20 protein-coding genes are annotated in these 21,175 nt (G+C 73.4%); 13 read left to right on the top strand and 7 right to left on the bottom strand.

All coding sequences use genetic code 11. The features are described from left to right. Positions 1-4: 4 nt before the first annotated feature. Entirely contained in the window at positions 5-1,819 is a 1,815-nt protein-coding gene (locus ACWD5O_RS07655; RefSeq protein WP_354965055.1) for an AMP-dependent synthetase/ligase, read from the bottom strand. Between the two features lie 218 nt (positions 1,820-2,037). Here ACWD5O_RS07655 and ACWD5O_RS07650 point away from each other — a divergent pair, with 218 nt between their 5' ends. The 6 genes from ACWD5O_RS07650 (at position 2,038) to ACWD5O_RS07625 (ending at position 7,339) form a co-directional block, all read left to right on the top strand. Next, positions 2,038-2,493 (top strand): SRPBCC family protein, encoded by a 456-nt coding sequence (locus ACWD5O_RS07650; protein ID WP_354965054.1) that lies wholly within the window; start codon positions 2,038-2,040, stop codon positions 2,491-2,493. A gap of 31 nt (positions 2,494-2,524) precedes the next feature. After that, a complete protein-coding gene (locus ACWD5O_RS07645; protein WP_354965053.1) occupies positions 2,525-3,205 on the top strand; it encodes a hypothetical protein in 681 nt (226 codons plus the stop codon). A gap of 76 nt (positions 3,206-3,281) precedes the next feature. Continuing rightward, on the top strand, positions 3,282-4,229 hold the full coding sequence (locus tag ACWD5O_RS07640) for an ROK family glucokinase (RefSeq protein ID WP_354965052.1): 948 nt from the start codon (positions 3,282-3,284) through the stop codon (positions 4,227-4,229). Between the two features lie 11 nt (positions 4,230-4,240). Further along, positions 4,241-4,945 carry an endonuclease/exonuclease/phosphatase family protein gene (locus ACWD5O_RS07635; RefSeq protein ID WP_354965051.1) on the top strand — a complete coding sequence of 235 codons (705 nt, stop codon included), beginning with the start codon at positions 4,241-4,243 and terminating at the stop codon, positions 4,943-4,945. Positions 4,946-5,058: 113 nt separating this feature from the next. Then, positions 5,059-6,465, top strand: coding sequence for a flavin-containing monooxygenase (locus tag ACWD5O_RS07630; protein ID WP_354965050.1), 1,407 nt, complete (start codon positions 5,059-5,061; stop codon positions 6,463-6,465). Positions 6,466-6,544: 79 nt separating this feature from the next. Beyond that, complete coding sequence (locus ACWD5O_RS07625) at positions 6,545-7,339, top strand: alpha/beta hydrolase (RefSeq protein ID WP_354965128.1); 795 nt, start codon at positions 6,545-6,547, stop codon at positions 7,337-7,339. Positions 7,340-7,368: 29 nt separating this feature from the next. Here ACWD5O_RS07625 and ACWD5O_RS07620 read toward each other — a convergent pair whose 3' ends face one another. Beyond that, a complete protein-coding gene (locus tag ACWD5O_RS07620; protein WP_354965049.1) occupies positions 7,369-8,862 on the bottom strand; it encodes an alpha,alpha-trehalose-phosphate synthase (UDP-forming) in 1,494 nt (497 codons plus the stop codon). Positions 8,863-9,019: 157 nt separating this feature from the next. Next, complete coding sequence (locus ACWD5O_RS07615; RefSeq protein WP_450084865.1) at positions 9,020-9,874, bottom strand: DUF308 domain-containing protein; 855 nt, start codon at positions 9,872-9,874, stop codon at positions 9,020-9,022. 372 nt (positions 9,875-10,246) lie between these two features. On the opposite strand from ACWD5O_RS07615, the gene ACWD5O_RS07610 reads away from it, so the two are divergent. Then, positions 10,247-10,945: a lysophospholipid acyltransferase family protein gene (locus tag ACWD5O_RS07610; RefSeq protein WP_354965047.1), complete on the top strand. Its 699-nt coding sequence runs from the start codon at positions 10,247-10,249 to the stop codon at positions 10,943-10,945. A gap of 7 nt (positions 10,946-10,952) precedes the next feature. On the opposite strand, the gene ACWD5O_RS07605 is transcribed toward ACWD5O_RS07610, so the two are convergent. Continuing rightward, complete coding sequence (locus tag ACWD5O_RS07605; RefSeq protein ID WP_354965046.1) at positions 10,953-14,477, bottom strand: ATP-binding protein; 3,525 nt, start codon at positions 14,475-14,477, stop codon at positions 10,953-10,955. Positions 14,478-14,637: 160 nt separating this feature from the next. Between ACWD5O_RS07605 and ACWD5O_RS07600 the strand changes: the two genes are divergently transcribed. After that, complete coding sequence (locus ACWD5O_RS07600; protein WP_354965045.1) at positions 14,638-14,835, top strand: hypothetical protein; 198 nt, start codon at positions 14,638-14,640, stop codon at positions 14,833-14,835. A gap of 86 nt (positions 14,836-14,921) precedes the next feature. Here ACWD5O_RS07600 and ACWD5O_RS07595 read toward each other — a convergent pair whose 3' ends face one another. Then, entirely contained in the window at positions 14,922-15,614 is a 693-nt protein-coding gene (locus tag ACWD5O_RS07595; RefSeq protein WP_030337710.1) for a Crp/Fnr family transcriptional regulator, read from the bottom strand. A gap of 293 nt (positions 15,615-15,907) precedes the next feature. On the opposite strand from ACWD5O_RS07595, the gene ACWD5O_RS07590 reads away from it, so the two are divergent. From ACWD5O_RS07590 to ACWD5O_RS07570, 5 genes are all read left to right on the top strand, one after another. After that, positions 15,908-16,405 (top strand): polyadenylate-specific 3'-exoribonuclease AS, encoded by a 498-nt coding sequence (locus tag ACWD5O_RS07590; protein WP_450084894.1) that lies wholly within the window; start codon positions 15,908-15,910, stop codon positions 16,403-16,405. A 79-nt stretch (positions 16,406-16,484) separates the two neighbouring features. Further along, positions 16,485-16,988 carry a pyridoxamine 5'-phosphate oxidase family protein gene (locus ACWD5O_RS07585; protein WP_450084864.1) on the top strand — a complete coding sequence of 168 codons (504 nt, stop codon included), beginning with the start codon at positions 16,485-16,487 and terminating at the stop codon, positions 16,986-16,988. A gap of 175 nt (positions 16,989-17,163) precedes the next feature. Then, positions 17,164-18,192, top strand: a complete 1,029-nt coding sequence (locus ACWD5O_RS07580; protein ID WP_354965126.1) for a 6-phosphofructokinase — start codon at positions 17,164-17,166, stop codon at positions 18,190-18,192. A 71-nt stretch (positions 18,193-18,263) separates the two neighbouring features. Continuing rightward, positions 18,264-19,082 (top strand): pyrroline-5-carboxylate reductase, encoded by an 819-nt coding sequence (proC, locus tag ACWD5O_RS07575; protein ID WP_450084863.1) that lies wholly within the window; start codon positions 18,264-18,266, stop codon positions 19,080-19,082. Positions 19,083-19,126: 44 nt separating this feature from the next. After that, the gene (locus ACWD5O_RS07570; RefSeq protein WP_354965042.1) at positions 19,127-19,477 is read left to right on the top strand and encodes a DUF2203 domain-containing protein; all 351 of its coding nucleotides are present in this window, start codon (positions 19,127-19,129) and stop codon (positions 19,475-19,477) included. A gap of 101 nt (positions 19,478-19,578) precedes the next feature. Here the strand turns inward: ACWD5O_RS07570 and ACWD5O_RS07565 are convergent, their stop codons facing one another. Beyond that, positions 19,579-20,283, bottom strand: coding sequence for a class F sortase (locus ACWD5O_RS07565; protein ID WP_450084862.1), 705 nt, complete (start codon positions 20,281-20,283; stop codon positions 19,579-19,581). After that, positions 20,253-21,113, bottom strand: coding sequence for a DUF4397 domain-containing protein (locus ACWD5O_RS07560; RefSeq protein ID WP_450084861.1), 861 nt, complete (start codon positions 21,111-21,113; stop codon positions 20,253-20,255). The genes ACWD5O_RS07565 and ACWD5O_RS07560 overlap by 31 nt, the downstream gene beginning before the upstream one ends. Positions 21,114-21,175: the final 62 nt, after the last annotated feature.

Here is a 21,175-nt window from a genome sequence, read left to right as displayed (position 1 = left end):
GTAGTCAGCCGCGATAGATATCGGCGATCTCCGCCGCGTACGTCTTGTGGACAACCTGCCGCTTGACCTTGAGCGACGGGGTCAGCTCGCCGGTCGCCTCGGTGAAGTCGCGGGGCAGGACCCGGAACACCTTGATCGCCTCGGCCTTGGAGACGGCGTGGTTCGCGCTCTTGATCGCGGACTGGATCTCCGAGCGCAGGCCCTCGTGTTCGCGCAGGTCCTCGACCCGGGTGTCGGCGGGTAGCCCGGCCGACTCCAGCCAGGCGGGCAACGCCTCCTCGTCGATGGTGACCAGCGCCGCGATGAACGGCTGCCGGTCGCCGACCACGACGCACTGGCTGATCAGGGGATGGGCCCGGACCTGGTCCTCCAGCACCGCCGGGGCGACGTTCTTGCCGCCGGCGGTCACGATCAGCTCCTTCTTCCGGCCGGTGATGCTGAGGTAGCCGTCGTTGTCGAGCTGGCCCAGGTCGCCGGTGCGGAACCAGCCGTCGGCGGTGAGCGCCTCGGCGGTCGCCGCCTCGTTGTGCCAGTAGCCCTGGAAGATCAGATCGCCGGAGATCAGGATCTCGCCGTCGTCGTCGATCCGGATGGTCACGCCGGGCAGCGGGCGGCCGACGGTGCCGATCCGGGTGCCGGTGGGCAGGTTCGCCGCCGCGGCGGGCGAGGTCTCGGTCAGCCCGTAGCCCTCCAGGACCGTCACGCCGATGCCGCGGAAGAAGTGGCCGAGCCGGGCGCCGAGCGGTGCGCCGCCGGAGATGGCGTCCCGGCACCGGCCGCCGAGCGCGGCACGCAGCTTGCCGTAGACCAGCCGGTCGAAGACCGCGTGCTGGGCGCGCAGGGCCATGCCGGGCCCGCGTGAGGTCTCCAGCGCCTCGCTGTACGCGATGGCGACCTGCTCGGCGCGGGCGAAGATGCCGCCCTTGCCGTCGGCCTCGGCCTTCTGCTTGGCCGCGTTGTAGACCTTCTCGAACACCCGGGGGACGGAGAGCACGAAGGTCGGCCGGAACTCCTGCAGCTCGGCGACCAGGTTCTTGGTGTCGGCGCAGTGCGCCATGGTGGCCCGGGCATGCACCACGCCGATCTGGATCAGCCGCGCGAAGGCGTGTGCCAGGGGCAGGAAGAGCAGGGTGGCCGCACCGGCGTTGAACAGGTTCGGCAGCACCGGCACCGCGTTGGCGATGTCGGCGTACATGTTGCGGTGGGTGAGCACGCAGCCCTTGGGCCGGCCGGTGGTGCCGCTGGTGTAGATGATCGTGGCCAGGTCGTCGGCGCGGACCGCCTTGCGGCGCTGTTCCACCTCGGCCGGCTCGACCGCGCCGCCGGTCGTGACCAGCTCGTCGACCCCGCCCCGGTCGATCTGCCAGACGTGCTTCAGCTCGGGCAGCCGGTCCCGGACGCCGGTGACCAGGCTGGCGTGCGCGTCGGTCTCCACCACGACGGCGACCGCGCCGGAGTCGGCGAGGATCCAGGCGGCCTGCTCGGAACTGGAGGTCTCGTAGATCGGCACGGTGACCGCACCGGCCGTCCAGATGGCGTAGTCCAGCAGCGTCCACTCGTAGCGGGTGCGGCTCATCAGCGCGACCCGGGCGCCCGGCTGGATGCCGGCGGCGATCAGCCCGGCGGCCACCGTCACCACCTCGTCACGGAACTGCCGGCAGGTCACCTCCGCCCAGGCGGTGCCCGTGCCGTCTGCGGCCGGGGTGCGGCGGGCGAACTGCACGGCATCCGGCGCGACCTCGGCGTTGTCCCAGACCGGATCGGTGAGGTTGGCCGCGTCGCCAACGGTGACGATCGGCGGAACGGAGAACTCGCGCACCTGCACTCCTTCGTGCTCGCACTGGCCGGGCCGGCCGCCACCGCGGGCGTCGGCTCTGTCGAAACCTACCCGGCTGTCGGGTCGGGTGGGACAAGCAGGAGGGTCGGTCGGGCCTCGTGGTGGTTGGCCAACCGCGTGCGGCGGGGGTCGAGCCCCGCCGCCGGGCGCGGCGGGGGCGGCGCGGCACGTGGACGGTGCCCGCCGGGTAGCCTCCCCCCATGGCGGACTCCTCCACCCAGTCGATCATCATCGGCGCGTCACCGGATCGGGTGACGGCGGTCATCTGCGACTTCGCGCGCTACCCGGAGTGGACCGAGGCGGTGCGTCGCGCCGAGGTCATCGAGGAGTACGAGGACGGCTACGCCAGCCAGGTGCGCTTCACCATCGACGCCAGGGTGATGGCCGACGAGTACGTGCTCGCCTACGAGTACGCCGAGGACCTGTCGCGGATCGAGTGGCACCTGGTCGCGCCCTCGAAGATGCAGAAGAGCCAGCGCGGTTCGTACGACCTGGTTGGCAACCCGGACGGCGGCACCACGGTGACCTACACGCTGGAGGTCGAGCTTTCCGTGGGAATGCTCGGCATGTTCCGGCGCAAAGCCGAGAAAATGATCATGGATACCGCGTTGAAGCAGCTCAAGCACCGGGTAGAAGCATCCGGTGCGGCGCAGTGACGCGTACGGCGGCACGGTAGAGGAGCCGACCATGGGCGCAACGGATCCGGGCTCGGCCCGGGAAGAGGCGGAGCGGCTGGTCGCCACCCTGCTCGCGGGGGCGCGGCTGGCCTCCGCCGGCTCGGCGGGCGGCGCGTGGGGCCCGCTGGGCGGGATGCTGGCCGGTGTCCTCGGTCACAGTGCCGCCCCCGGTGGTCCTTTCGGCGCCGGTGGCGGTTTCGCCACCGGTTCCGCCGAATGCTGCGTCTGCCCGGTTTGTCGGGGCATCGCCGCGTTGCGCGACCCGAGTCCGGAATTCGCCGAGCGGCTGGCCACCGGCGCCGGTGACCTCGCGGCCGGCGTGGCCAGCCTGCTCCGCGCGTTCGCCCCGGCGGAGCCGCCCGAGGCCAGTCCGTCGGCACCCGCCACCGCGCCCGCCCCGGCCGCCGGCGCCGACGTCCCGGAGCCCACGCCGGCTGAACGGTTCACCGGGGCCGACGAGGATCACGTGTGGCGCGATGCCACCCGTAGCGGGCATGATTCTCAGCCGGCGCAGGAGCGGGACGTCTGGGCGGTCGCCACCCGGACGGCGGACCCACTCGCCCCGGACACCGCACCACCCGTCGACGAGGCCGGGGCGGTGGCCGCACCCGTGCCGACCGACCGACCTGTGGTGCCCGCGTCGCGGGTACCCGACGACACCGGCGCGGCCGCACCGGGCGACGTCGCCTGAGCGCGGGACATCTCGACCCGGACCGGCGTGTCGCCGGCGCACGGGCCGGACAGCACAGCAGAGGGGAGCGGCAGCGGTGACGCTGACCATCGGAGTCGACGTCGGTGGCACGAAGGTGGCCGGCGGTGTCGTGGACGACACCGGCACGGTCCTCGTGCAGACCCGACGGGACACTCCCGCCGATGACGTCGGCAAGACCCGCGACGTCATCATCGACCTGGTCGGCGAGCTGGCTGCCGGACGGACGATCGAGGGCGTCGGCATCGGCGCGGCCGGCTGGATCGACGCCAACCGTTCGACCGTGCTCTTCGCCCCCAACCTGGCCTGGCGGGACGAGCCACTGCGCGAGTACGTCGGCAAGGCGGTCGGCCTGCCGGTGATCGTGGAGAACGACGCCAACGTGGCCGCCTGGGCCGAGTTCCGCTACGGCGCGGCCCGGGACGCCGACGACTCCATGGTCATGTTCACCATCGGCACCGGCGTCGGCGGTGGCATCGTGCTGAGCGGCGAGCTGCTGCGTGGCGCGCACGGCGTCGCCGCGGAACTGGGCCACATGCTGGCCGTGCCGGACGGGCACCAGTGCGGCTGCGGGCGGCTGGGCTGCATCGAGCAGTACGCCAGCGGCAGTGCCCTGGTCCGCTTCGCCCGGGCCGGCGCCCGGCAGGAGCCACAGCGGGCCACCGCGCTGCTGGAGCTGGCCGGCGGGGAGACCGAGGCGATCACCGGCCACATGGTGACCACCGCCGCTCAGGGCGGCGACCCGGTCTCCACCGAGGCGTTCGCGCAGATCGGCCGGTGGCTGGGCACCAGCCTCGCCGACATGGCGCAGATCCTCGACCCGCAGACCCTGGTCGTCGGGGGCGGCGTGGTCGAGGCCGGTGACCTGCTGCTCGGCCCGGCGCGCCGCTCGTACCTCGACGCGCTCGCCCAGCGCGGGCGCCTGCCGGTGGCCGAGGTGCTCCCCGCCGAACTGGGCAACAGCGCCGGGGTGATCGGCGCCGCCGACCTGGCCCGACGGATCTGAGGCGAGCCGGAATGGGCGAGGCCGGCGGCGTACCACTGCGCGTGGTGTCGTACAACATCCACAGCCAGCGCGACGACACCGCCGCGCTGGCGGCGGTGGTCCGCGCCGTGACGCCGGACGTGGTGATCGTGCAGGAGGGGCCGCGCCGGTTCCGGTGGCGGCAGAAGTCCGCCTCGCTGGCCGAGTCGTTCGGCCTGGTGGTGGCCGCCGGCGGGCTGCCCGCGCTGGGCAACCTGTTGCTGACCAGCCTGCGGGTCCAGGTGCGGGACACCCGCTGCCAGCGCTTCCCGCTCACCCCCGGCCGGCACCTGCGCGGCGCCGCGTACGCCGACTGCCGTGTCGGCGACGCCCGGTTCACCCTGGCCGGGTCACACCTGTCCACCGATCCGACCGAGCGTCCCGCGCAGGCCGCCGAGTTCAGGCGCGGCCTGGACGCGGCGGGCAGCCCGGTGGTGGCCGGGGCGGACCTCAACGAGGGCCCGGACGGGCCGGCCTGGGCGACCGTGGCGCGCGGGCTGACCGACGCCGCGGTGGCGGCCGACCGGGCCGACCGGCTCACCTACTCCTGCGCCGACCCCCGCCGGCGTATCGACGCGCTCTTCGTCGACCCGCGGATCACCGTGGTCGACTACGACGTGGTGGACACCCCGCAGACCCGGCGGGCCAGCGACCACTTCCCGGTCCTGGTCGACCTGCTGCTGCCCACCACCGGCTGACCCCCGACCGGCGCGACCGCCGATCCGTCCGCGCCGGGGCTGGACATCCGGCTCCGATGTGGAGAGGATTTCGCGGCGACCGGCACGCGTGCCGCACAAAAGGAGATGTCCCGGTGTCCACCTCCACCGACCACGGCCGGCCCGACCCGGAGGCGACCCCGTCCGCGCTGAGCCGCGACGGCCGCCCGGTCTCCGACCGCGGCGACACGGTCTGCGTCATCGGGGCCGGGGCCAGCGGCCTGACGGCCATCAAGAACCTGCGCGAGCACGGGTTCGGCGTGGACTGCTACGAGCGGGAGACAGGCGTCGGCGGCGCCTGGAACTGGCGGCACGACCGCAGCCCGGTGTACGCCAGCACCCACCTGCTCTCGTCGAAGCCGTTCACCCAGTTCCCCGACTTCCCGATGCCGGACTCCTGGCCGGACTACCCGCACCACAGCCACCTGCTCTCGTACTTCGAGCGGTACGCCGACCACTTCGACCTGCGCTCGCACATCTGGTTCGGCACCGAGGTGATCCGGGTCGAGCCGGCCGCGGGGGAGCGCTGGGACGTGACCACCCGCTCCACCGGCGGGTACGGGCCGGAGCGCACCTCCCAGTACGCCGCCGTGGTGGTCGCCAACGGCCACAACTGGTCGCCCAAGCTTCCCCGCTACGAGGGGCTCGAGGAGTTCCGCGGCGAGATCATGCACGCGTCGTCCTACAAGGACCCGGCGCAGCTGCGGGGCAAGCGGGTGCTGGTGGTGGGCGCCGGCAACACCGGCTGCGACATCGCCGTCGAGGCCGCCCAGCAGGCGTCGCGGTGCTGGCACTCCACCCGACGCGGCTACTGGTACGCGCCGAAGTACGTGCTCGGCCGCCCCGCCGACCAGGTCAACGACTCTCTGCTGGCACTGCGCGTGCCGCTGCGGGTGCGCCAGTGGCTCTACCACTGGACGCTGCGGCTGACCGTCGGCGACCTGACCCGCTTCGGCCTGCCCAAGCCCGACCACCGGGTGTACGAGACGCACCCGATCGCGAACAGCCAGCTCGTCTACTACGTGGGCCACGGCGCGATCGGCCCGGTGCCCGACGTCGCCCGCTTTCACCCGTACGCGGTGGAGCTGACCGACGGCCGCGAGATCGATCCCGAGCTGGTCATCTTCGCCACCGGTTACCTGCCGCGTTTCGAGTTCCTCGACGCCTCGGTGTTCGGCGACAGCGCCGGCGTCGGCCGGCCCACGTTGTGGCTCAACGCCTTCACCCCGGGGCATCCGACGCTGGCGGTCGCGGGCCTGGTGCAGCCGGACTCCGGTCTGTTCACCCTGTCGCACTGGCAGACGGTGCTCTTCGCCCGGCTGCTGCAGGCCCGCCGGGACCGTCCGGAGCGTGCGGCGGCGTTCGCGCAGCGGGTGCGCGACCGGGCCGGGGAGCGCTACTCCGCGCAGGTCAAGGAGAGCAGCCGGCACTGGTTCGAGGTCGGTCACGCCGACTACCTGCGCGCCGTCCAGCGCGCCCTAACCGACCTGGAGGGCAAGTGAGCGCGAGGAGTGAGCTTGCGAGCCCCGCAGTCGCGAACGAAAGGCTGGCACCGTGAGCGCGAGCAGTGAGCTGCGGATCATGCGCGGCCGGGAGTGGTCCCGCCCGGTCCGGCCGGCCCGGCGTGAGGTGCTCAGCGCCAGCCCCGAGCTGGAGGAGGGGCGCCCGCCGCTGCTCTTCGTGCCCGGGTTCGGGCACGGCGCGTGGGCGTTCGCGGAGCACTGGTTGGGGCACGCGGCGTCGCGGGGGTTCCCGTCGTACGCGGTGAGCCTGCGCGGGCACGGCGGCAGCGAGCCGGCGCCGGAGGCGACGCTGCGGGCGTACGCCCACGATGTGGTCCAGGTGGCCGCGGGCCTGCCGCGCCAGGCGGTGCTGGTGGGGCACGGCGCCGGGGCGCTGGTGGTGGCGCACGCGTTGGCCCGCTACCCGGCGCGCAGTGCCGTGCTGGTGGCGCCGGTCTTCGGCGGTTGGGGTGTGCTCGGCGCGGCGTTGCGCCGCAACCCGTCCGGCACGGTGCCGGCGGTGTTCGGTGGGCCGCTGCGGCTCAGCCGCGGCCAGTTGTTCAGCCGCGAGCTGCCTGAGGCGGAGGCCCGGCGTCACGTCGCCCGGCTCGGTCGGGCCAGCCGGCGGGCGCAGTGGGCGCTGCTGGGCGAGCCGGAGGCCGAGCCGGCCGTGGGTGCGCCCCCGGTGCTGGTGCTGGGCAGCCCGGACGACCGGGTGGTGCCGACGTCGACGTTGAACCGGGTGGCCCGCCGGTACGGCTCGGCCCCGCTGCTCTTTCCCGGGATGGGCCACGACCTGATGCTGGACGCGCGGTGGGCGGAGCCGATCGACGCGATCCTGGACTGGTTGGAGAAGGAGCCGGCGGCGCACTGAGCGGTCCGCGTCCGGCCGGCGCGCGCCGGTCAGCCGCCCGCGTGGCGGGTGGCCGCGCTGCCGGCCGGGGCGGCCCGGGGCGCCGGGGCCGGCATCCGGGTGGTGCCGTCGGTGCCGGTCAGGCGGCTGACCAGGGCGCCGCTCTCGTCCAGCGCGCTCAGGTAGGAGCCGGCCCAGGCCCGGATGTCGTGCTGGTGCAGGTAGGCGCGCATGGCCCGCATCCGTTCCGCGACGTCGGCCGGGCTGGCCCGCAGCGCCGCGCGCAGCCCCTGCTTGAGCCCCTCCAGGTCGTGCGGGTTGACCAGGTACGCCTGGGACAGTTCGGCGGCGGTGCCGGCGAACTCGCTGAGCAGCAACGCCCCCGCGTCGTCCACCCGGGCGGCGACGTACTCCTTGGCGACCAGGTTCATCCCGTCCCGCAGCGGGGTCACCGCCATCACGTCGGCGACCCGGTAGAGCGCGGCCAGCTCGGCCCGGTCGAAGGGTTGGGTGAGGTAGTGGATGGCCGGCTCGCCGACCCGGCCGAACTCGCCGTTGATCCGGCCGACCTCGCGCTCGATCCGCTCGCGCAGGATCTGGTACTGGCCGACGCGTTCCCGGCTCGGCATCGCGACCTGCACCAGCACCGTGTCGCGGACCTTGACGTCGCCGCTGGCGAGCAGTTCGCTGTACGCCTTGAGCCGCTGTTCGATGCCCTTGGTGTAGTCCATCCGGTCCACGCTGAGGATGACCCGCCGGGGGTCGCCGAGGTCCTGGCGCAGCCGGCGGGCCCGGGCGGCCACCTCGGGGCGGGCGGCGAGCGCGGCCATCTCGGCGGTGTCGATGGAGACCGGGAACGCGCCGATGCGCACCACCCGGTCGTCGATCCCGATCCGCCGGTCGGTGGCCGGCAGCTCCAGCACCTTGGTCACCAGCTGGGCGAAGTTGTGCGCCGCCTGGGCTCGCTGGAAGCCGACCAGGTCGGCGCCGAGCATGCCGCGTAGCAGCTCGGCCCGACGGGGCAGCTGCATGAACAGCTCCGGCGGCGGGAACGGCACGTGCAGGAAGAACCCGATGCGCAGGTCCGGTCGGAGCGCGCGGAGCAGACCGGGGACCAGGTGCAGGTGGTAGTCCTGCACCCAGACCACCCCGCCCGGCTCGGCCACCTCTGCGGTCGCCTCGGCGAAGCGCTGGTTGACCCGCTGGTACGCCTCCCACCACCGGCGGTGGTGCTGCGGCTGCTCGACGGCGTCGTGGTAGAGCGGCCACAGGGTGGCGTTGGCGAATCCTTCGTAGTGGTCGCGCAGGTCCTCGTGGCTGAGCGGAACGCTGTGCATGCGGACGCCGTCCACGTCCGGCAGTGCGGGGGCGGGCCCGGTGCCGCCCGCCCAGCCGACCCAGGTCGCCGGGGTGTGCCGCAGCAGCGGGTGCAGCGCGCTGACCAGCCCACCAGGGCTGCGCCGCCATTCGCAGGCCCCGTCGGGCACCACACTGTCGTCGATGGGGAGGCGGTTGGCCACCACCACGAGGGAACTCTGTCGCATCTCGGGCATTCCGATCAGCAGAGGACCGACTGCCGCGAGCAAGGGAAAACCGGTCAGTCAGTCGGGGAAGTGACGTACGGCGGTATTCCTACTGACAGTAAGTTACACCACTGTTACGTCACGGGCGGGGCGGTGGCGTCCCGCGATGCGGGCCGGCTCAGACGACGGCGCCGTTGTCCGGGTCGTCCTCGTCCTCGTCGCCGGGGCGCAGCCGCCAGATCAGCGTGACGAAACCGGCCAGGATGCCGGTGAACCCGAACAGGGTGACCGCCGAACGGTCGATCGGGAGCAGCGACGGGAAGAGGAAGAGCACGAACCCGACGACCACGGCGAGCGTGCCGACCACCGCGTACTTGGAGAACCGGGGCAGCGGCGGCGGCGGAGGCGGGTGGTAGCCCTCGTCCTCATCCTCGTCGTCGGGCAGGTCCGCGCCGAAGGTGTCCAGCCCGTCCAGCAGCGACGGCTCATCCGGCCGGACGCCGCGCCCGATCGAGATCCCGGAGATGTCGGTGGCGGACGGTAGCCGGCGGACGTCGGTGGCGGTCGGCCCGGCCTCGTCCGCGCCGGAGCGGGCCAGCGGACCGGCGGCCGGCTCGTCCCGGTCCGCCCGGTCGTCCACGTCCTCCGCGGCCGGCCACGGGTGCTCGCCCGCCGCCGAGGTGGTGTGGAAGCCGGCGACGATCCGTGCCCACTCGGCGTCGATGTCCGGCTCGTCAGGGGCCGGTGGCTGCTCCGGGGCGGTCTCGTCGGCGAGCTGGGTGAGGTAGTCCCGTGCGGTGGTCAGGTGCGAGCGGTCGACGTACAGCCGGTCGACCGGGCGGGCCGGGACGGTGGTGGTGCGGGTGACCGGATTGAGGTCGGCGGAGGGTTGCAGGTAGGCCGCGATCCCTCCGGCGGCCAGCACGTCGAGCAGGTGCTCACCCACGCGCGGATCGACGTCGCCGGCGACGGCGTACTCGTTCGCGTCGAGCCCGTTGTCCCGCCGTCCCCGGCGGGCCCCACCCGCTGACACCCGGACATCCTCCTCAACGCGCCTTCCGGCGCGGCCGCCCAGCCCCCTCGACGCCCGTCCGCACGCCGTGCTCTGAATCGTGACACGTCCGGACCCGGTTCCGGGAGTGCGTTGTGTCGCGTCTTCCAAAGTCAGCGTTCCCGCTGCTGGTGGTGGCCGTGCCCCTTTGTCGGTTCTTGCGAGGGGCGCGGCAGGGGACGGGTCGACCCGAGGTCAGTCGATCTTTAGCCCGGCGCGACCGGAAGCCGCCCAGGCGTCCGTTGTGGTGGGCGGCCCGCGCTTCGTAGGCTCGACGACGACGGCGGCACCGCCCGGCCGAGCGCTGCCCGGGTGCGCGGGCGCCGTCCTGACCACGCCACGGGAAGGACGCCGGTGCTGTACTGGCTGTTGAAGTACGTCATCCTCGGTCCGCTGCTCAAGCTGATCTTCCGCCCGCAGGTGGAGGGCCTGCACAACGTGCCGGCGACCGGCCCGGTGATCCTGGCCAGCAATCACCTCTCCTTCTCCGACTCGATCTTCACACCGCTGATCACCTCGCGAAAGGTCACGTTCGTGGCCAAGGCCGAGTACTTCACCGGCAAGGGGATCAAGGGCTGGCTGACCAGGATGTTCTTCGTCGGCACCGGCACCATCCCGGTCGATCGCTCCGGTGGCCGGGCGGCCCGCGCCGCGCTGGACACCCAGTTGCAGGTGCTGCGTGCCGGGGGAGTGGCCGGCATCTACCCGGAGGGGACCCGCTCCCCGGACGGGCGGCTCTACCGGGGCAAGACCGGGGTGGCTCGACTCGCGCTGGAAAGCGGGGCGTCGGTGGTGCCGGTGGTGATGCTCAACGCCGACGAGATCCAACCCCCGGGCAAGCTCATCCCCAAGATCGCCCGGGTGAAGATCCGCTTCGGTGCCCCGCTGGACTTCTCCCGCTACGCCGGGCTGGCCGGTGACCGGTTCGTGGAGCGCGCGGTCACCGACGAGATCATGTACGAGTTGATGGAGCTCTCCGGTCGCGAGTACGTCGACATCTACGCGCAGAAGCTCAAGGAACCCCAACCCGTCCCCACCCCGATCGCCGTCTGAACCCCGCTCAGCAGGCGACCGCCGGCCCCGCCGGGGCGACCGGGCGGCCGGCCAGCGCGAGCAGCCCGGGGGCGTCGTTGCGCAACGCGAAGGTGCGTACCTCGGCGCGCGGCACCCGGGCGGCCGCCGGGTCACCGGCGCGGGTCAGCTCCGCCGCCGCGAGCGCCAGCGCCAGCAGCCGGTCGCTGACGTCCGGAATCCGGCCGTAGGTCTCGGCGGCGGCCAGGTGCAGCTCGGCCGAGCGCCGGTGGTCGCCGTCGGCCGCGGCCAGGGCCGCCGTCACGGTCCGCAACGCCGCCTCCGACCAGGGCGTCCGGTGGCCGACCCGGTCCAGCATCGCCCGGACCCGCACCGCGGCGTCCCGGCCGGCCAGTGCGGCGGCGTACGCGGCGGCGGCGATCCACTCCCCGCTGGCCAGCGCCGGCACCGCCGACCAGGACCCGCCCAGCTCGTCGATCAACGCCGCCGCCTCGGCGTCGCGGCCCTGCAGCGCCCGGCACAGCGCGGCCATGCTCAGCATCGTCCAGTGCAGCCGGTGGAACCCGCTGCGCCGCGCGGTGTCCAACGCGTCGGCCACGTCGTCCGGGTCCTCGTCGTCGCGCAGCACCAGCAGGCAGCAGCGCAGCCCTCGCACCTGCATGTCCCAACTGCCGGTCGGGGTGTCGACGAACGCCTCCGCCGCGGTGAGCAGCCGGCCGAAGTCGCCGTCGAACCAGGCGCGCATCGCCTCCGCCGAGTAGCCGGTGGTCAACGTCTGGCCGCTGGCGGTGCGGGCCGGCGCCGCCGAGAGCAGGGCGTTGGAACGCAGCCAGTCGCCCTCCTCCCGGATCGCCCACGCGAGGTTCTGGGTGGCCCGGGGCAGCGCGAGCAGCTGACCGGCCCGGCTGAACTCGACGATCGCGTGCAGCTCGTCCAGGCCGACCCGGTCGCCGGACTGGTAGCGGGCGGTGGCCGCGGTGATCCGGGCGTTGGTGCGGGTCTCGGTCAGGCCCAGCCGCTCGGCGATCTCCGCGGCGGTGTCCGCCGCCGCCACCGCCGGATCCCGCTCGTAGTTGAGCATGTGCAACCGACCCAGCTCGGCGTACGCGTCCGCCTTCTGGGCAGTGTCCGGCAGCGGCTCGAACAGCTGCACCGCGCGGTCCAGGCAGGCCAGCGCGTCGCCGCGGTCGGCGCGCAGCCAGGCGGCCTGACCGAGCAGGGTCCACGCCCGGGCCGAGCAGGCGTCGTCGCCGTGGGCCAGCAGCCGGTCGGCGAGGGTGTGCACCTGATCCGGCCCACCGCCGGAGAGGAACGCGTTGCCGTCCCGGTAGAACGAGATCTCGGTGCTCAGCAGCTCCAGCTGGAGCCGGCCCACCGGGTCGCTGTCGTCGGCCAGGCCGAGCGCCCGGCCCGCGTGGCTGGCCGCCGCGTCCAACCCGTGCAGCGCGTACGCCCGGCGGGCCGCGCGGTGCAGCGCCTGCCGCGCCGGCCCGGCGTACCGCCGGACCTCCATGCCGAGCGAACGGGCGATCTCGTGGGCCGCCCAGCGGTGGTGGGCGAGCACCTCGGCCAGATCCGTGTCGCGGCTGTGGGACAGCGCGTCGAGCCAGTCCGCGGCCCGCTCGTGCCGGGCCACCCGTTCGGTGCGGGGCAGCCGCTGGTAGCAGACGTCGCGCACCAGGACGTGCCGGAACCGGAACTCCGCCTGCCCGGCCATCGTCGACGCCGCCTGCTCGTGCACGAAGTCGCGCTGCTCCAGCCGCCGCAGCGAACGCTCGACCGACTCGACCTGCTGTCCCAGCGCGGCGGCCACCGCGCCGGGCCAGAACTGCACCCCGACCACCGAGGCGGCCAGCAGCACCGCGCGGTCCTTGGCGTCCAGCAGGTCCACCCGGTTGGCGATCACCGCGTGCACGCTCTCCGGCATGGTCAGCTCGAGCTGCTTGTCCAGCGACCAGCCCCGCCCGGACTGGCGCAACGCGCCCTGCTCGATCAGCATCCGGACGTACTCGTGGGCGTAGAGCGGGTTGCCGCCGGCCACCTCGATCAGCGGGCTCAGCATGTCGGCGGAGAACGCCGCCTGGCCGAACAGGTGCGCGTACAGCGCGGCGATCCCGGTGTCGCGCAGCGGCGGCAGGGTGATCGTCACCGAGCCGGTGATGGTGCCGGCCCAGCTCGGGTCCCGGTCGACCAGCTCCGGGCGGGCGGTGCAGAGCAGCAGCAGCGGCACCTCACGGGCCGCCGCGCCGAGCAGCTCCACGAAGCGCAGCATCGCGTCGTCGGCCCAGTGCAGGTCCTCGAAGACCAGCACGGTGGGACGGCGGGCGGCCAGCGCCAGCAGGAAACGCCGCCACGCGGACTCCGCCTCCTCGGCCGGCAGCGGCGTGCCGGGCAACCCGACCAGCGGGCGCAGCGCGTCCACCACCCGATCACGTTCGCCCGGGCCGATCAGCTCGCCGACCGCGGCGGCCAACCGCTGCGCCGCGCTGCCGGCCGGGTCGGTGTCCAGGATGCCCGCCTCGGACTTGACGATGTCGGCGAGCGCGGCGAACGTGACGTTCTCCCCGAACGGCGGGCAGCGCCCGGTGCGCCAGGTCAGCGGCTCGTCCACCAGCCGACCCGTGTGCCGGTACAGCTCCCGCAGCAGCCGGCTCTTGCCGATGCCGGCCCGGCCGAAGATCGTCACCACCTGCGGCAGGCGGTCACGCAGCGACCGGTGCAGCGCGTTGACCAGCATGCCCAGCTCGTGTTCCCGGTCGACCAGCGGCGTGGTGTCCGGCTCCCGGTCGGTGGGCTGGCGGCGCAGCGGCGACAGCGCGAGCCACACCTCGGTCGGCGACGACCGGCCGCGCAGGGTGACCGGGGGCTGCTCCTCGTAGCGGATCGCGTCCTTGGTCAGCGCGTGTGTGGTGCCGCAGACCAGCACCCCGCCCGGCGGCGCGACCGACTGCATCCGGGAGGCGGTGTTCACCACGTCGCCAGCCACGATCGCCTGCCCGCCGTCGCGGGCGGCGGCCACGTCGACAAGCGCCTCACCGGTGGCCACACCGACCCGGAACCGCAGCTCGGTGCTGCCGGTGGGTGCGAACCGGGTGAGCACCCGTTGCAGCTCCAGCCCGGCCCGTACGCAACGCAACGCGTCGGTCTCGGTGGCGATCGGGGCGCCGAACAGCGCCATCACTGCGTCACCGATGTACTTCTCCACCACGCCGCCGTACTGGCCCACCACCCGTCGGGCTGCCGAGAAGAAGCCCGTCTGCATCCCGCGGACCTGCTCCGGGTCGGCCCGCTCCACGTACGGGGTGAAGTCGATCAGGTCGACGAAGAGCACGCTCACCCGACGGCGGTCCTCCTGCGGGGTGACCGTGCCCGGCCGGTCCGCGCCCGGCCGGGGCGACCCGCACGAGGTGCAGAACGCGACGTCCGAGGCGAGCGGACGCAGGCAGTGCGGGCAGACCGCACCCAGCTCGGCGCCGCAGCCACCGCAGAAGCGGTCCCCGTCGGCGGCCGTACGTCCACAGCGCCCACACTGCGCGGCGATGACACCCTCCACTCGCGAACCGACGCCCCCCACGGCGTCGCGTCAGAGGAAGTATCACCGCCGACGCCGCTGTCGGGTACCGGCCTGTTGGCTTGTGGACAGTCCACACACGGCTTCACGGACTAGATTCAGGCGGCCACATGTCGATCAGCGACCAGAGGGGGACAGGTCAATGGTGTACGTCAAGCTGGAGAGCGACTGGACCGACGGCAACGGGGTCAGCCACTCCGCGGGTGACTCGGTGGACGTCGACGCCGCCACGCTCGCCACCCTCCAGGCCGAGGGCATCGTCATCGAGCAGTCCCACGGCCCGGACGGTGACGGCAAGGGCCCGGACAAGTGGGCCGGGCCGGGCAGCTCCGGGGTCTGACTCAGCGCCGGTGACGCGACGACGCGGCCGGGTCGCCCACGGGTGACCCGGCCGCGTCGTGTCCGCTTCGGTGCGCTGCCCGCGGGTCAGCGGTCGTTCATGCCGGCGCGCCGGCGCAGCGCGGCGACGTCGGTCACCACGATCCGTCGCCCCTCGGTACGCAGCCAGCCCCGACTGGCGAACGAGCCGATCGCCTGGTTGACGCTCTGCCGGGAGCCGCCGGCCATCTCGGCCAGTTGGCTCTGGTTGAGCTCGATTGTGATCATCGGGGCCTGACTCTCGCCGGCGAGCCGGACCAGCGTCTTGGCCACCCGGCCGGGCAGGTCGAGGAAGACGTGGTCGGCGTTCTGCTCGGTGAGCCGGCGGATCAGCCCACCCAGCGAGCGCATCACCGCGTCCAGGATGCGCGGGTTGGAGTGCACCAGCTCCATGAACGCCCCCCGGGAGAGCGCGAGCGCCGCGCAGTCCTCGATGGCCTCGGCGGAGGCGGACCGGGTGGAGGCATCGAGCAGGGAAACCTCGCCGAGCACGTCCGGCGGACGGATCACCGACAGCACGGCCCGCTCGCCGGTGGGTGCGGTGCGGAAGACGGCCACCGCGCCGCGGCGCAGCACGATCAGCGACTCGCCCGGGTCGTTCTCCACGAAGAGCAGCTGACCCTTGCGATAGGTGCGCGGGACGGCGGCGGCGATGACACGCTGCCGTACCTCGGGCTCCAACCCGGCGAACATCTCGACACCCGTGAGCGCATCACCCGGCTCCGGCAGGCGAACCTCCACGGCCCAACCCCTCCCCGGTCAAGGACCACAACTCGCTCACCGGTGAACCTGCTGGGCCCGACAAGGTGAACTGACACCGCTTCGGCGTCCGGTAGCGATACACATCAGATCATGACGGTCCGGTCGCTTGCTGTACACCCCTCGAAGCACTTCCGTGACCGTCGCGAGCTGCGGCGTACCGCTTGTCGAGCTGCCGATCCGGGCCGGTGGCGCTGGTCACCGCCCGGCGGGGCCACGCGGTTCGCGGGGCCCCGCCGCCCACCGCCGGCCGGCGGTGGGCGAGGATGGCCGGAATGGTCTACCGCTACTTCTACGACTGCGAGTTCATCGAGGACGGCCGGATCGTCGACCTCGTCTCGATCGGTGTCGTCGACGAGTACGGCCGCGAGTTCTACGCGGTCTCCACCGAGTTCGACGACTCCCGTGCCGTGCCCTGGGTCCGCCGCAACGTGCTGGACAAGCTGCCCTCGCCGGCCGACCGGGCCTGGCGTTCCCGCGAGCGCATCCGCGACGACCTGCACGACTTCCTCATGGAGCCCATCCGGGACCGGCCGGGGGAGCAGTTGGAGCTGTGGGCCTGGTACGCGGCGTACGACCACGTGGTGCTCGCGCAGCTCTGGGGGGCGATGCCGGCGCTGCCCCGGGAGATCCCCCGGTTCACCAAGGAGCTGCGGCAGCTGTGGGACGACCGGGGCCGGCCGACCCTGCCGGACGCGGACGCGGCGCGGCACGACGCCCTGGTCGACGCCCGGCACAACCTGGCCCGCTGGCGGGCGATGACGGCCCGCTGAGCGGCGGTCGTGGGCACCGGAGGTTTGACCGGTTCTGTCCCGGGCACCGGTTCGACGAGTCGAGCCGAGGGAGAGTGCCATGAGCAACGAGCCGACCAGCGCGGCCGAGGCCCGTGCCCGGGTCACCGAGCTGGTTCGGGCCGCGCGGATCTGCATGCTCACCACGATCGCCCTGGACGGGCGGCAGGTGAGCCGGCCGATGGGGCTCCAGGAGGCCGAGTTCGACGGCGACCTGTGGTTCTTCGCCCACGCCGACTCGGCCAAGATCCGCCAGATCCGGGTGAACCCGGAGGTCAACGTCGCCTTCTCCGACCAGGGGCACAACGCCTGGGTGTCGGTCTCCGGCACCGCCACCGAGGGGTTCGATCGGGCCCGCGCCGAACGGCTGTGGAACCCGCTGCTCAAGGTCTGGTTCCCGGACGGGCTGGACACCCCCGGCCTCACGTTGATCAAGGTGCACGCCAGCTCCGCCGAGTACTGGGACTCGCCCAGCAGCACCATGGTCAACCTGCTCGGCTTCGCCAGGGCCGCGGTGACCGGCCGCCCGCCGGAGGCCGGCGAGAACCACGAGGTGACCTACTGACCGCCCGGCCGGTGGCGGGTCGGCCCCCGGGGCGCGCTGTCGGTGTTCGGGCAGGCCGACTACAGTGCGCAGTGACGGCCCGCCCCGGGCCGGCAACGGCGCCGATGGTCTGATCTGACACATATCCTGGGGCTTAATCGGGCTTTACCTGATGCTCCAGGAGGATGAGCGGATCATGCGTATCGGCGTGCTCACCGGCGGCGGCGACTGCCCAGGTCTCAACGCGGTCATCCGGGCGGTGGTCCGCAAGGGCGTCGCCACCTACGGTCACGAGTTCGTGGGCTTCCGGGACGGCTGGAAGGGCCCGCTGGAGGGCCTGTCCCGGCCCCTGGACATCGCCGACGTGCGCGGCATTCTGCCCCGCGGCGGCACCATCCTCGGCTCGTCCCGGACCAACCCGTTCAAGATCGAGAACGGCGTCGAGCGGATCAAGGACAATCTCGCCGCGCAGGGCGTGGACGCGTTGATCGCGATCGGCGGCGAGGACACCCTCGGCGTGGCCACCAAGCTCTTCGAGCTGGGTGTGCACGTGGTCGGCGTGCCGAAGACCATCGACAACGACCTGGGCGCCACCGACTACACGTTCGGCTTCGACACCGCGGTCAACATCGCGATGGAGGCCATCGACCGGCTGCACACCACCGCGGAGAGCCACCACCGCACCCTGGTCGTCGAGGTGATGGGCCGGCACGCCGGCTGGATCGCCCTGCACGCCGGCCTGGCCGGTGGCGCCAACGCCATCCTGCTGCCCGAGCGGCAGTTCGACGTCGACCAGGTGGCCGGTTACGTCGAGAAGCGCTTCCAGCACCAGTACGCCCCGATCGTCGTGGTCGCCGAGGGCGCCCAGCCGCTGGACGGCCAGATGGTGCTGGCCAACCAGGAGCTGGATTCGTTCGGTCACGTCCGCCTCGGCGGCATCGGCCAGTGGCTCGCCGAGCAGTTGGAGGCCAAGACCGGCAAGGAGGCCCGCACCGTGGTGCTGGGCCACATCCAGCGCGGCGGCACCCCGACCGCCTTCGACCGGGTGCTCGCCACCCGCCTGGGCCTGCAGGCCATCGACGCGGTGCACGAGGGCGACTGGGGCAAGATGGTCGCGATGCAGAGCACCGACATCGTCCGGGTGCCGCTCGCCGAGGCGACCCGGGAGCTGAAGACCGTGCCGCTGGAGCGGTACGCCGAGGCCGAGGTCTTCTTCGGCAGCTGATCGACGGTCGGCGGCGCGGCGGGCCTGCGGGTCCGCCGTGCCGCGACCCGACGCGAGGGGGTACGACCGAGATGTCCGCCGGGGTGCACACCGTCGCGGTGATCGGCGCGGGGAAGATCGGGGAGCTGATGCTCTCCGGGTTGTTGCGCTCGGGATGGCCGGTGGATCGGCTGCTGGCCACCGCCCGCCGTCCGGCCCGCGCCGAGGAGTTGACCGCGCGCTACGGCGTCCGGGTGGTCGACAACCTGACGGCGGTGGACGAGGCGGCGGTGCTCGCGGTCTCGGTCAAGCCGCAGGACGCCGCCACGTTGCTGGACGAGATCGGCGCCAAGGTGCCCGCCGACAAGCTGGTCATCTCGCTCTGCGCCGGGCTGCCCACCAGCTTCTTCAACCGCCGGCTGCCCGACGGCACGCCGGTGGTCCGGGTGATGACCAACACCCCGGCCCTGGTCGACGAGGCGATGACGGCGATCTCGGCGGGCGCGCACGCCACCGGTGCGCACCTGGCGCTGGCGGAGGAGATGTTCAAGCCCCTCGGCCAGACGATCCGGGTGCCCGAGTCGCAGCAGGACGCGGTCACCGCGCTCTCCGGCTCCGGCCCGGCCTACTTCTACCTGCTGGTCGAGGCCATGATCGATGCCGGGATCCTGCTCGGGCTGCCCCGGCAGGTGGCGCATGAGCTGATCGTGCAGACCGCGATCGGCTCCGCCGTGATGCTGCGCGACTCCGGCGAGCACCCGGTCAAGCTGCGCGAGGCGGTCACCTCGCCGGCCGGCACCACCATTTCCGCCATCCGTGAGCTGGAGAAGCACGGCGTGCGCGCGGCACTGCTCGCCGCGCTGGAGGCGGCCCGGGACCGCGCCCGCGAACTGGCCGCCCAGGCCGACTGAGGCCGCAGGGGCTGGCCGCCCGGTGTGTGCCGCATACTGGCGCGGTGTTCACACTCGCCCAGGCTCGGCACCTGGTGGCCACCCTGCAGCCGCGCGTCAACGAGTTGATCCGGCTCCGGGCCGACCTGGCCGAGCTGCGCGTCGACCTGGCCGACCACGGCGTCAGCGCGCTCGGCGGGCTGGCCGAGGTGAAGGGGCTGGAGGCCCGGCTGCACGGCGTCGTTGACGAGCTGCACCAGCACGACATCCAGGTCAAGGGCATCGCGCCGGTGCTGCTCGACTTCCCCGGCGAGCGGGCTGGCCGCGCCGTGCTCTGGTGTTGGCTGGAGGGGGACTCCGACGTGCGCTGGTACCACCGGGCCGAGTGCGGCTTCGCCGGCCGTCGCCCGGTCTGACGCCGCGTCGGCGCTTCCACCACCGCACGATCCACTCGACATCCCGGAAACCGGGGCATCCCGGTGAGCCGGAAGCCCCGACATCCGTGAACCGGAGTCGATCAGCCGGCGGCGGAGTCCGGCAGGACCGGGTCGGCGGCGTCGGTCACCGCGAACACCACCACGTTGTCCCGGTAGTGCCCGCGCCGCCGGTCGAAGTCGCCGCCGCAGGTGACCAGGCGCAGCTCCGGGCCGGGCGTGGGACCGTAGACCACGGCGGTGGGAAACCGGTCCTTACGGGTGCGCAGCGACCCGGTCACCCGGAACGACAGGCGCTGCCTGCCGCGCCACACCTCCACCCGATCGCCGGGACGCAGCTCGCCGAGCCGGGCGAAGACCGCCGGGCCGCGCCGCGAGTCCAGGTGCCCGGCCAGCACAGCCGGCCCGGTGTCGCCGGGGGCCGGACCGCCGCCGTACCAGCCGGCCGTGTCGAAGTCGGTCGGCGGGATCAGCGTGCCGGCGCGGTCGAGGCCCAGGACGGTCAGCGCGGAGTCGACGCCGATCCGCGGTACGCGTACCCGGGTGGGTGGACCCTGCGGCGCGGGCGTGGCGGCGGCGGACGGGCAGTCGTCGGTGCAGCCGGGCTGCCAGCTCGCCACCGGCGGCGGCGGGCCGGTGGTGGCCAGACCGACCCCGGTGCCGGCGACCAGGCAGACCGCCGCGCCGGCCGCGACCAGCGCGGCCAGCGGCACCCGACGGTCGCGGTGCCGTCGGATCGCGGGGCCGAGCCCGGTGTTCACCAGGTGGTGCGGCGCCGCCGACGCCACAGCAGCAGGCTCACCGCGACGGCCGCCGCGGCCAACCCGCCGGCCACCAGGGGGTACCCGCCGCGCCCGGTCCCGGCGATGCCGCCGGCGCCGGTGTCCACCCCACCGGCGGGTACCACGGTGCCGCCCTCGGCGTCGCGGCGCAGCTCGGCGGTGAGACCGCCCTGCTTCGCGTCGAGCACGAGCAGCGAGTAGACGGCGCCGCCGGTGAGCCGCACCTCGGTGTCGGTGCTCGGCCCGCCGGCCCCGGTCAGCCGCAGCCGCCAGCTACCCGGCTCCACCTGCTGGTAGTCCGTGGTGGTGGCGAACTGCACGCCGTTGGCGATCATCGGGCCGTCGGCGGCGGCCACGTCCAGCACCGGGGTCCGCACCGACGCCTGCACGACGCGTACCTTGGCGCGGCCCGGGGTGGGCGCGCTCAGGTCGTCGTTGAGCACCCGCAACCCCAGGTCGGCGTGCCGGCCGACGCCGGCCACCGTGTACGCGTCGCCACTGGTCACCGCGACCTCGGTGGTGAGGACCGGGGGATCGCTGGCGGGGGCGCCGGCCTCGCGCATCGCCACCGCGTACCGGCCGGGCGCCAGCTCCAGGTAGTCGGAGACCACGCCGTAGCCCACCCCGGGGAAGACCCGTGGCTTCGCGGCGTCGGGGGCGGCCAGGTAGACGTCCACGGCCGGGGTGTCGGGGGAGAGATGGGCGAGCCGGACGTATCCGACGGTGTCCGCGCTGGCCGGCGTGGCGACGCCGACGGCGGCGAGGGCGGTGCCGAGCAGGAGCGCGCCGGCGCCGGCCAGCAGCCGGCGGGGCCCGATGGTAGGGAGCATGCGCATGTCGCCTCCGAGAGCACGGTCGGTGAGCGGGCGGCAACCCAGGGAGCAGAGTCCTGTGTACG

This window comes from Micromonospora sp. NPDC005161, from assembly GCF_053599855.1.
The sequence above is the reverse complement of the archived record's forward strand: the minus strand, read 5'-3'. Positions and strand labels throughout refer to the sequence as shown.

Coding starts and splice junctions, on each gene's coding strand:
- ACWD5O_RS07650 (WP_354965054.1), top strand. CDS start 2,038: ATGGCGGACTCCTCCACCCAGTCGATCATCATCGGCGCGTCACCGGAT.
- ACWD5O_RS07645 (WP_354965053.1), top strand. CDS start 2,525: ATGGGCGCAACGGATCCGGGCTCGGCCCGGGAAGAGGCGGAGCGGCTG.
- ACWD5O_RS07635 (WP_354965051.1), top strand. CDS start 4,241: ATGGGCGAGGCCGGCGGCGTACCACTGCGCGTGGTGTCGTACAACATC.
- ACWD5O_RS07625 (WP_354965128.1), top strand. CDS start 6,545: ATGCGCGGCCGGGAGTGGTCCCGCCCGGTCCGGCCGGCCCGGCGTGAG.
- ACWD5O_RS07620 (WP_354965049.1), bottom strand. CDS start 8,862: ATGCGACAGAGTTCCCTCGTGGTGGTGGCCAACCGCCTCCCCATCGAC.
- ACWD5O_RS07600 (WP_354965045.1), top strand. CDS start 14,638: ATGGTGTACGTCAAGCTGGAGAGCGACTGGACCGACGGCAACGGGGTC.
- ACWD5O_RS07590 (WP_450084894.1), top strand. CDS start 15,908: ATGGTCTACCGCTACTTCTACGACTGCGAGTTCATCGAGGACGGCCGG.
- ACWD5O_RS07585 (WP_450084864.1), top strand. CDS start 16,485: ATGAGCAACGAGCCGACCAGCGCGGCCGAGGCCCGTGCCCGGGTCACC.
- ACWD5O_RS07580 (WP_354965126.1), top strand. CDS start 17,164: ATGCGTATCGGCGTGCTCACCGGCGGCGGCGACTGCCCAGGTCTCAAC.
- proC (WP_450084863.1), top strand. CDS start 18,264: ATGTCCGCCGGGGTGCACACCGTCGCGGTGATCGGCGCGGGGAAGATC.
- ACWD5O_RS07560 (WP_450084861.1), bottom strand. CDS start 21,113: ATGCGCATGCTCCCTACCATCGGGCCCCGCCGGCTGCTGGCCGGCGCC.